Source organism: Shewanella sp. GutDb-MelDb (assembly GCF_002836075.1).
Classification (GTDB): Bacteria; Pseudomonadota; Gammaproteobacteria; order Enterobacterales; family Shewanellaceae; genus Shewanella.
On the sequence record NZ_PJBM01000209.1, the window covers coordinates 1 to 8,394 of the forward strand.

The window sequence follows — 8,394 nt, forward strand, 5'->3', positions numbered from 1 at the left end:
TAGTGCCGATGCTCGCGCTTTAGCAATGGATTTTTATAAGCAGTTGCAACAGTTAGCAATTGATAAAAATCATGCTGATGTAGCGCTATTAATGCGAACCTACGGCATTAATAGTGGCATTATGTGGCAGAGTTTACGCGACAAAATGCCCGTAGAGCTTGGTCACTCTAATACATAATCAATATATCTTGTTGATGTAATGTGATTATTGAAATCAAAAAAAGCCATCAAATATGATGGCTTTTTTGTGAGCCGTGATAAGTTACAAGTCAAAGCTGTAATAGATATCTAAAGATTGCTCAATCGTACCGGATACGGTTTCAAGATAGAGTTGTGATAATAAGTAATACCGCACTGTCATTTCATAACCCGGATTGAATACACCAATTCCATATTTCACCATTAGGTTCTCACCAATAAAGCCACTAATCGCAAATCGGCCATCATCATTGGCGTCGAGTTGAACATTTGAAAATCCAATTTTCTCGATGATCCCGGTGGCGGTATTGCCAATATTGCCGATAGCACCCCCGCCAATTTGATTACTGAGGCTGAGTGCTGCCCCCATCATCAGGCCACTATTTTGATCTCCGTCGCTACTGTTAAGTCCTGTGCCTCTGATAATGTAATTTAAAATTTCTGCCTGCTCTTTGGCTGGATTAGAAAAAAGGTTCACAATGGGTTTCATTGGTGTGCCTGTGATGCGAACCCCTGCCACTACATCTTCCTCTTTTATCTCGCGAGCAGCTTCAATATTTAAATTTGGTAGATCCATAGGACCTATGAATTGCATTTCGCCAGCCCTAATTTGTAATGTTTGTCCCATGAATTTATAAGTCCCATCGATGACTTTAATTTCACCAAACAGCAGAGGGGGTCTAAAAGGACTCTGCTTTAACTCTAATTTGCCTAACAACTTGCCATCGAGTCCCATACCATCAACTTTGAGATTATCGCCGATGTTTAAATTGACCTCTGCCGAGACCGCTAACGGTGTGGCTTTTTTCATTTCAGTGGTGAGGCTGTCTTTAAATACCACATCTTTTGAAACGGCAACGGCACCTTCGGGTAATTGGACAATAGTGATGTGGCCAGATGGCACATTAATGTCACCTTTTACATCTACTGAGTGATCAGTGAAGCTGATATTAAGATCAGTGCCAATACTCAAAATCGCGAGGGGAGGTTGAATGACCGCAAGGTCATTCCCTTTTATGTTGAAACTGCCTTTTATTTTCTTATCTAGCCAATTGAGCTGGCCATCAATATAAGCAAGCCCATCGCCCATTTTTAGCTCTCCGTCTATTTGCGCTTTTTTACCCGCAAAAGTCAGATTCAAATCAATATCTTCAACAAGGGTTGGGTTGGCCGTGGCCAATATAGAACCCTTTTTCAGGGAGATATCACCTGATGCCTGTGGGTCGTAAAGTGTGCCCCCGATACTTAAGTTACTCGAAATGACCCCTTCTAATACTTCTAATTGAGGTAATAGCTGTGCCAATGCTTGCAAGTTTATTTGTTGTAGCGATAGGGCACCGTCGATGGCTCTATCTGGGGTTACGTTTATCGATAAATCAGCATTTAGGCTCGCTATCTCATCTGATTCAAATGCAACAGAGGTTTTAAGGTGTTGCTCGTTGAGTCGGCTATTAACAAGAAGAGACTTATAGTTGATAGTGACTTCGTTTTTGTTGGTTGCTTTTGCTTGGAAGTCGAGGGTTCCCGGGGTAAGCTCAAACTGCAATAAACCTGTAGGTTTACCTTGGTCAAACCATTTAAACTCCGTTGCTAATTTGGCCGGACCATGCCAGTTGACGCTATTAGGTAGCCAAGGTTCAACTAACACTCCAACGTCTCCGATATATTCAATTTTGGCTTCACCGCTTAGCCCGAGTTTAATGGGGGCTTGTGAACATAATTGTCCACTGATATGCGATAGACAAAACGAGCTGAGCTCACCCTTTGCGAGGGTTAAATCGTAAAGGCCATTAAGCGGTTTATCGAGATTAATAACACCAAGGATTGATGATACCGATAATTGGTTAATGCGTGCTGTAATGGCATTTTTTTCGTCATCGTATTGGCTATTAAAGTCAGTTTTTAGGGCTATTTCCCCTTGGGTTTCTAACTGCAATGATTGCTGGTTGAGATCGCCATGGCTATTAAGATTAATACTCTCTAGATTAATATCATTATAGCTAAATTTTTCAGAGGTCAGTTTAGCTGAAAATGCTTGATTATCCGCCGGTTGGTATTGGCCATTTAACGTGAGAGTTTCCAGTGCCAACTGCTTCAGTTTTAGATTGTTAGCGAGAAGGGAGACATTAATATTTGGATGTTCAGATTCGCCCGACACATCAATATGACTATTAACTTTTCCGCTAGCATCTTGAAGCCATAAACTTAAATCTGGCACTTTTAGCTCGCCAGTCAATGCCCAACGTTTATCCACTTCGCCTTTAATATAGAGTGAGCTTTGCAGCGCGCGAATGTTAAGTCCAGCGGAGCTTAAATACCAATGGTTATTTAGGGTTAGATCGCCATCTAACGTAAGAGGGTAACCCGCGACATCTCCGTTGAGGCTAGCGTCGGTTATGCCTAAAGACCATTGAGCATCTTTTAGTACTAATTGCCCGGTTGTTGTCATGGCACCATTGATGTCACTCTTAGGCAAGGATTGTTTTAAGCCAAAGTTGAGTTGACTTAAATCTAATTTTTCGCTCATGAAATGGGAGTTCCATGAGAGTGTTTTACCATAATTTAAGTTGCCTTTTAACGTCACATTTCCCATCTGGCTTTCTATTTCAAGCTGACTAAAATCCAATGTTTGTTCTTTGTGCTCAAACTGACTAACAACCTTTAACAATGGATGGTAATGAGAGTTAAAATTAGTCTTGAGATCAATCTGTTGTAGGTTAAGGTCACCCTTGGTGTTTAAGTCAATATCAGTGGCTATAAACTCAGGTTCAGTTAATGGCCATTGTAGTTTGTTCGATGTTAATGATATCGAGTAAGGTATCGTAGGTTTAGTGAGAGCAATGCTTGACGATAGTTCAAATTCAAACTGTCCTTGGCCTTGGATCTCGCTTTTAAGCTGATTAAACCCTTGGCTTACGATGGCATGAAGTTGCTGGTTATGTAACCCGGGGATTTCAGTGACATGATCAAGTGTTAGATCTAGCTCAAAATCCATTGGATAATCTTTAGAAAGGGACATTTCCCCTTCTAAATCGACTGTGCCATAAGAATGACTTGCCGAAAATGCTGATATATTAATCAGAAATGTTTGATAGCTGCCACTGAGGTAAACACGGTTGAAGTGATCTTTTCTTGGGCCTAGGATTAAGTCGCCATTATTGATTTCTAGCGCTTCAACATAAACGGGTATGGGCATAAAAACTTCGGGCAGATGTGCCATTGCCCACTCGGTGTCATCCTTTGCATCAATGCTCTTTTTTTCAGTCGCTGCCGCGGTGGTCTCAGCGGCAGACTGCGGCGCAATCTTGGTGGTGACTGCTTGATGGTCTTTTATTGTGTTATTAAATGGGATCGATACCAGTAACCCTTCAGCGTAAATAGTCCTTGCTCTAATTCCGGTGCTTTGCCATTCAGCACTGAGATCAAGTTGGGCGGCATTAAAGTCCATATCGTTGACACTAACGGTCACTTGGCTCAGTGAGCCAACATCTAATTTGATGCCGAAAGGCAGAATTATCTCTTGGTTTTTTGTAATCTCATTGAGTATATTTTCGACAGATTGACGAGCACCATCAGTAACTAATGCATCACGAGTGGCTAAATCAACCAGTGCGATATCAGTATTGGCAGTATCGTTGGTCATATCACTGGAAGGAGGTGCACCAATAAGAGCTGTATCAATCTCAACATTGACTTTGCTTGCGCTGAGTTCATTAACGCAAAGCTGCTTTTGGACTAAACACATTGGGTTCCAATCCAATATCAGATCGGTTGTTTCAACTTTTACGCCGGGCATTTTCCAATTGCCGATGTCCAGTATTAAGCGTCGGTTTATCTTTCCTGATTGATAAGAAACATTAAGATCGGGCACCAGCATATCAGCTACCTTTACAGCAATATGAGTCCCAAAATTGGTGCCTATAATGATGGCGAACAAGATAAGCAGTGCTAATGGAAGGTAAACAATTACCCGGCTAATGCGTTTAAACCAACGCCATAACAGTGTTGATACCGTTTGAGGTGGCAGTGTCGGTGAGCTTGCAATTTTTGTATCACCTGAGCTTGAGATACTATTATTGAGTTCACTCATAGCTCTGCTCCCATGGTGATATGGATCCGCCAAGGCCTGCTAATCGTATCGGTTTCTTTTAAGCCAACGCCCACGTCAAATTTGACGGGACCAATAGGTGATATCCAATGCACGCCAGCACCAACCGACGTTATCGCTTCTATCTGGTTGATGTCAAACGCATTACCCGCATCAACAAAAGTGGCAACTCGCCAACTTGGGGTGACGTAATATTGGTATTCAATGCTGCCAACCATTAAGTAACGTCCACCAACGACTTCTCTAATTACTTCTCCTTTATCATTAACTGAGTCGATAGACGGGCCTAATTCGTTATAGCTGTAACCACGAATACTTTGGTCACCACCCGCAAAATAGCGTAAAGATGGCGGTATTTCAGCCAAATTACCTTCGTTGGTTAGGTTCGCGGCAAGATCTAAACGAGAGACGATGCGATGTTTATCAAAGAATGTTTCGATCCATTTAAACTTTGCTTGTAGACGCGCAAGGCGTACTTCAGAACCTAAATTCGGATCTGCATACTCAAGGCTGTAATATTGCAAAAATCCAGATTTTGGATCGAGTGAATTGTCTCCACGAGAAGTTTTAGACACGTTAGCGCCCAAAAGGACAAAGCGGGGATCATAATCAACGCCAGATTGGGTATAACTCTCTTTCATCATTTCAGCAGAATAGTTTACAATCCACTGATATCCCAAACGTTGTTGACGGATCACCGCAAAAGTCATTTTAGATGACTCGAGCTGTCCAGTATTCTCAAATTTGCGGTCATCAGTGTTATAAACTTGAGTAACACCATATTTATCACGCAGCATACCAACACGTAATTTAAGTTGGTCATCGAGTGGGTGCGTTAGCGGGATAGTGTAAGTGGTTAAAAATTTGGGTCTGTCGGGGGCCCATTCCGCCGTTGTTTCTTGTGAGTGACCATAACTGTTTATCTGCGGCGTACGCCAAGTGACTCGGACTCTTGGCTCGATAGTGTTATCAATCGTATTACCAATATCGACACCTAAACCCAGCTCAATAGAGTGATCTGGTTTTGGACTTAAGTCGACTCTAATAGGCACCAATAATCCCTCTACCTGCTCAACTAACGGTAATACCTTAATGTTTGAAAAGTAGCCGGTATCGAGCAGTTGCCGATTAAGTTGTCCGAGGTTACCGGTACTGTAGGGAGCATCAACGTCAAAGGGGATAAGCTCTTGCAGTATTTGTGGCTGCAGTGTGTGCCCAGTAAAGGTTACCTGGCCTATATGATATCGTTTACCTGAGTCGTAATGCAGCGCGATTTTTGCACTGTTATAATCCCGATCAACTTCAATTTCTGCTTTTACGAATTTACCATCAAAGTAACCCCGCGCTAGAGATAAAGTCAGTAATTGACCTTTTAACTCTTCATATACGCCATGATTAAGCCTATCTCCTGGACGGATTGATAGTTGCGCTAGCCATTGTTCGAATAGAATGTCGTCGCGCAATTCTCCGTCAACTTGTATATCAACCCAACGCACCGTTGTTGGTGCGCCTGGTGTGATGACATAGTTGAGTACCCAAGGGCCGTTTTCGTGGGTTATAAACTCCTGTTTGACGCTACTGTTGTAATAACCCATCGAATGCATGGCTGCATTGATATTGTCTTCTGCGTTAAAAATAAAAGCGCGTCTTTTCACATTTGAATCTGGCAAGGCGCCAAGGTGAGCTTTTACGTTCCGCTCCAGACTGCCTTTTACGCCCTTGATATTGAGCGTTAACCAGTCGTTTGCGAAAGCGGCAAAAGATGTCAGTAATACACTGATCAAAAATAACAATTTGGTCGTTGCTCGAATCAAACTTATCAAAAGATATCAGGCTCTTATTATTAGCTTTATTTTTATGTCCCTATTGTCACTAGAATAGTGAACTCAAGCAAGTTGCTGATTGTAATTATGGTCGAAAATGGTTACAAAGAGAGCAAATAAATATAATTGGATAGAGTTTATGAATTATTCCCCAATCTTAGCCGCCGGTTTACTGGTATTCGTCACTGTTAGCTCAACTTCATTTGCGGCTGAAAAGCCATTTTCTATTGCAATACATGGCGGCGCCGGCACAATTTCCAAAGCCAGTTTGACTGAATCACAACAAAAGGCTTATCGCGCTAAGTTACAAGAAGCTATCGATGCCGGGTATAAAGTATTGGCAAACGGCGGTGATAGTCTTGATGCAGTGCAAGTATCAATTAACGTACTCGAAAACAGCCCTCTATTCAATGCCGGTTTAGGAGCGGTTTATACTTATGATGGTGCCCATGAAATGGACTCGTCGATTATGGATGGTAAGACCATGAACGCAGGCGCCGTTGCGGGGGTTAGGCATATTAAAAATCCGATCGATTTGGCAAAAACAGTTATGGAAAAATCACCTCATGTGATGCTCTCGGGTCAAGGCGCTGAAGAGTTTGCACTTACGCAAGGTTACCAATTGGTGCCAGCTAATCACTTTGATACTGAAAGCCGCTATCAACAACTGCAAAATGCTAAAGAGAAAATCAACAAAGCTGAATCCAATCCAGAGTATCAAGCGAGCACGGGTCACAATTATAAACAAAGTGCACTCGACTATATGGAACTCGATTATAAGTTCGGTACCGTTGGTGCGGTCGCTTTAGATCAACATGGCAACCTTGCAGCGGGAACTTCAACTGGTGGAATGACGGCTAAACGTTTTGGTCGTATTGGTGACTCGCCAGTCATTGGTGCCGGCACTTATGCCGAAAATGGCGTGTGTGCAGTGTCTGCAACGGGTCATGGTGAGTTCTTTATTCGTTACCACGTGGCAGGCGATATATGCGCAAAAGTAAAATATCAAAAGAAATCCATAATACAAGCGGCAGATGAAGTGATTAATCAACGTCTCATTACCGCTGGTGGCAGTGGTGGTGTCATCGCAATCGACCAACGGGGTAATATTGCAACGCCGTTTAATACCGAAGGAATGTACCGCGCTACCCGCAAAGGTGGCGAACCCGCTCAAGTGATGATTTGGTCTGATATGTAGAGGCCCCCAATGTGTACTAAAGCAAATTAATGGGCTTTAGTACACATATCGACCTACGTATATTGCGATATACTAATGAATAATTATTATTGTTAAATTCGATGTGTTCTATGTCGCCCAAACCCGATCGTATTACTGCAATGCAGAACATTATCGAGCAAGTCAAACTTGAGTTACCCTTAAAAGATCCTGCAACGTTTGTTTGTGGCCCTGAAGGTAGTTGTATTGGTTGTCCTAAAAAACTACTGGAGTTGGTTGATAGTGAGCTGTGCTACTGGGAAAGCGCCATGGCTAACGGTGACATTCCGCAATTGGGAGATATTAGTCGTTTTGCCAAACTGTGTCAGAATGTGAGAAGAGGGCTGGTACGTAACGATGCGCTATCAAGGTATCAGAATATAAAGCAATGACAATACTGATAAACTTATGCAATTGGTCAGTTGCTTGGCCCCCATGGATAAATGTAGAAAGAGATGCTATGAGTCATGCGGGATGGTATAAAGCCGGTATTTAACACTGCTATACTCCCTTTATCATTCCAATCTTAACACTGTCATTTTTCTAATATGCGCTTATTAATTGTCGTTTGCTGTCTGGCCATACTGTATAGCGCTTGCGTTAACAGTGCGGAGCCATCCATAGACTCTTTAGATGATATGGTCAGTCGAGTGACTCGAGAAAACATCGCGACTTCGATAGTGTTAACAGATGCAAGCTTGATTACGTTAGGCGTCGTTAATTTTGATCCTAGTTCGTTCGCTGATTTTGGTGATTTAGACACGGGTTCACAAAGTTCTCTTCAGCGACGGCGCGAGCTTAAAACATATTCTTTGCCGTGGAACGGTGATGTGACACAAGCTTCTGCTCATTGGCAAACATCGACTTACTTCAAGTTATCTTATATTGGTTCAAATCAGACGGTAGATTTTTCTCAGCCATTGAATGACATCGATCAGCTGTCGGAGAAAAGTTATCTGTTTCAAGCTGAACAGCGTTGGCAATACGAGTTAACTGATCATTGGAAAACCCAAATAGGGATTGGATCACAAGCCATTTGGTATGAGAAT

Annotated in this window: 5 protein-coding genes and 1 pseudogene; 4 read left to right on the plus strand and 2 right to left on the minus strand. The window is 42.4% G+C overall.

Features of this window, described 5'->3' with window-relative positions:
• Nucleotides 1-178: pseudogene (locus CXF82_RS10335) on the plus strand (fatty acid metabolism transcriptional regulator FadR); the annotation flags it as partial.
• An 84-nt stretch (nucleotides 179-262) separates the two neighbouring features.
• Here CXF82_RS10335 and CXF82_RS10340 read toward each other — a convergent pair.
• Together CXF82_RS10340 and CXF82_RS10345 are read right to left on the minus strand one after the other, a co-directional pair.
• Nucleotides 263-4,288, minus strand: a complete 4,026-nt coding sequence (locus CXF82_RS10340; protein WP_102044147.1) for a translocation/assembly module TamB domain-containing protein — start codon at nucleotides 4,286-4,288, stop codon at nucleotides 263-265.
• Nucleotides 4,285-6,120 carry an autotransporter assembly complex protein TamA gene (locus CXF82_RS10345; RefSeq protein WP_374702367.1) on the minus strand — a complete coding sequence of 612 codons (1,836 nt, stop codon included), beginning with the start codon at nucleotides 6,118-6,120 and terminating at the stop codon, nucleotides 4,285-4,287. Before CXF82_RS10345 ends, CXF82_RS10340 begins: the two co-directional genes overlap by 4 nt.
• 148 nt (nucleotides 6,121-6,268) lie before the next feature.
• Here CXF82_RS10345 and CXF82_RS10350 point away from each other — a divergent pair, with 148 nt between their 5' ends.
• The 3 genes from CXF82_RS10350 to CXF82_RS10360 all read left to right on the plus strand — a co-directional run.
• Complete coding sequence (locus CXF82_RS10350; protein WP_101091001.1) at nucleotides 6,269-7,327, plus strand: isoaspartyl peptidase/L-asparaginase family protein; 1,059 nt, start codon at nucleotides 6,269-6,271, stop codon at nucleotides 7,325-7,327.
• Between the two features lie 110 nt (nucleotides 7,328-7,437).
• A complete protein-coding gene (locus CXF82_RS10355; protein WP_102044148.1) occupies nucleotides 7,438-7,737 on the plus strand; it encodes a hypothetical protein in 300 nt (99 codons plus the stop codon).
• Between the two features lie 156 nt (nucleotides 7,738-7,893).
• On the plus strand, nucleotides 7,894-8,394 hold a 501-nt coding region (locus CXF82_RS10360; RefSeq protein WP_180961197.1), incomplete at its 3' end, for a Solitary outer membrane autotransporter beta-barrel domain.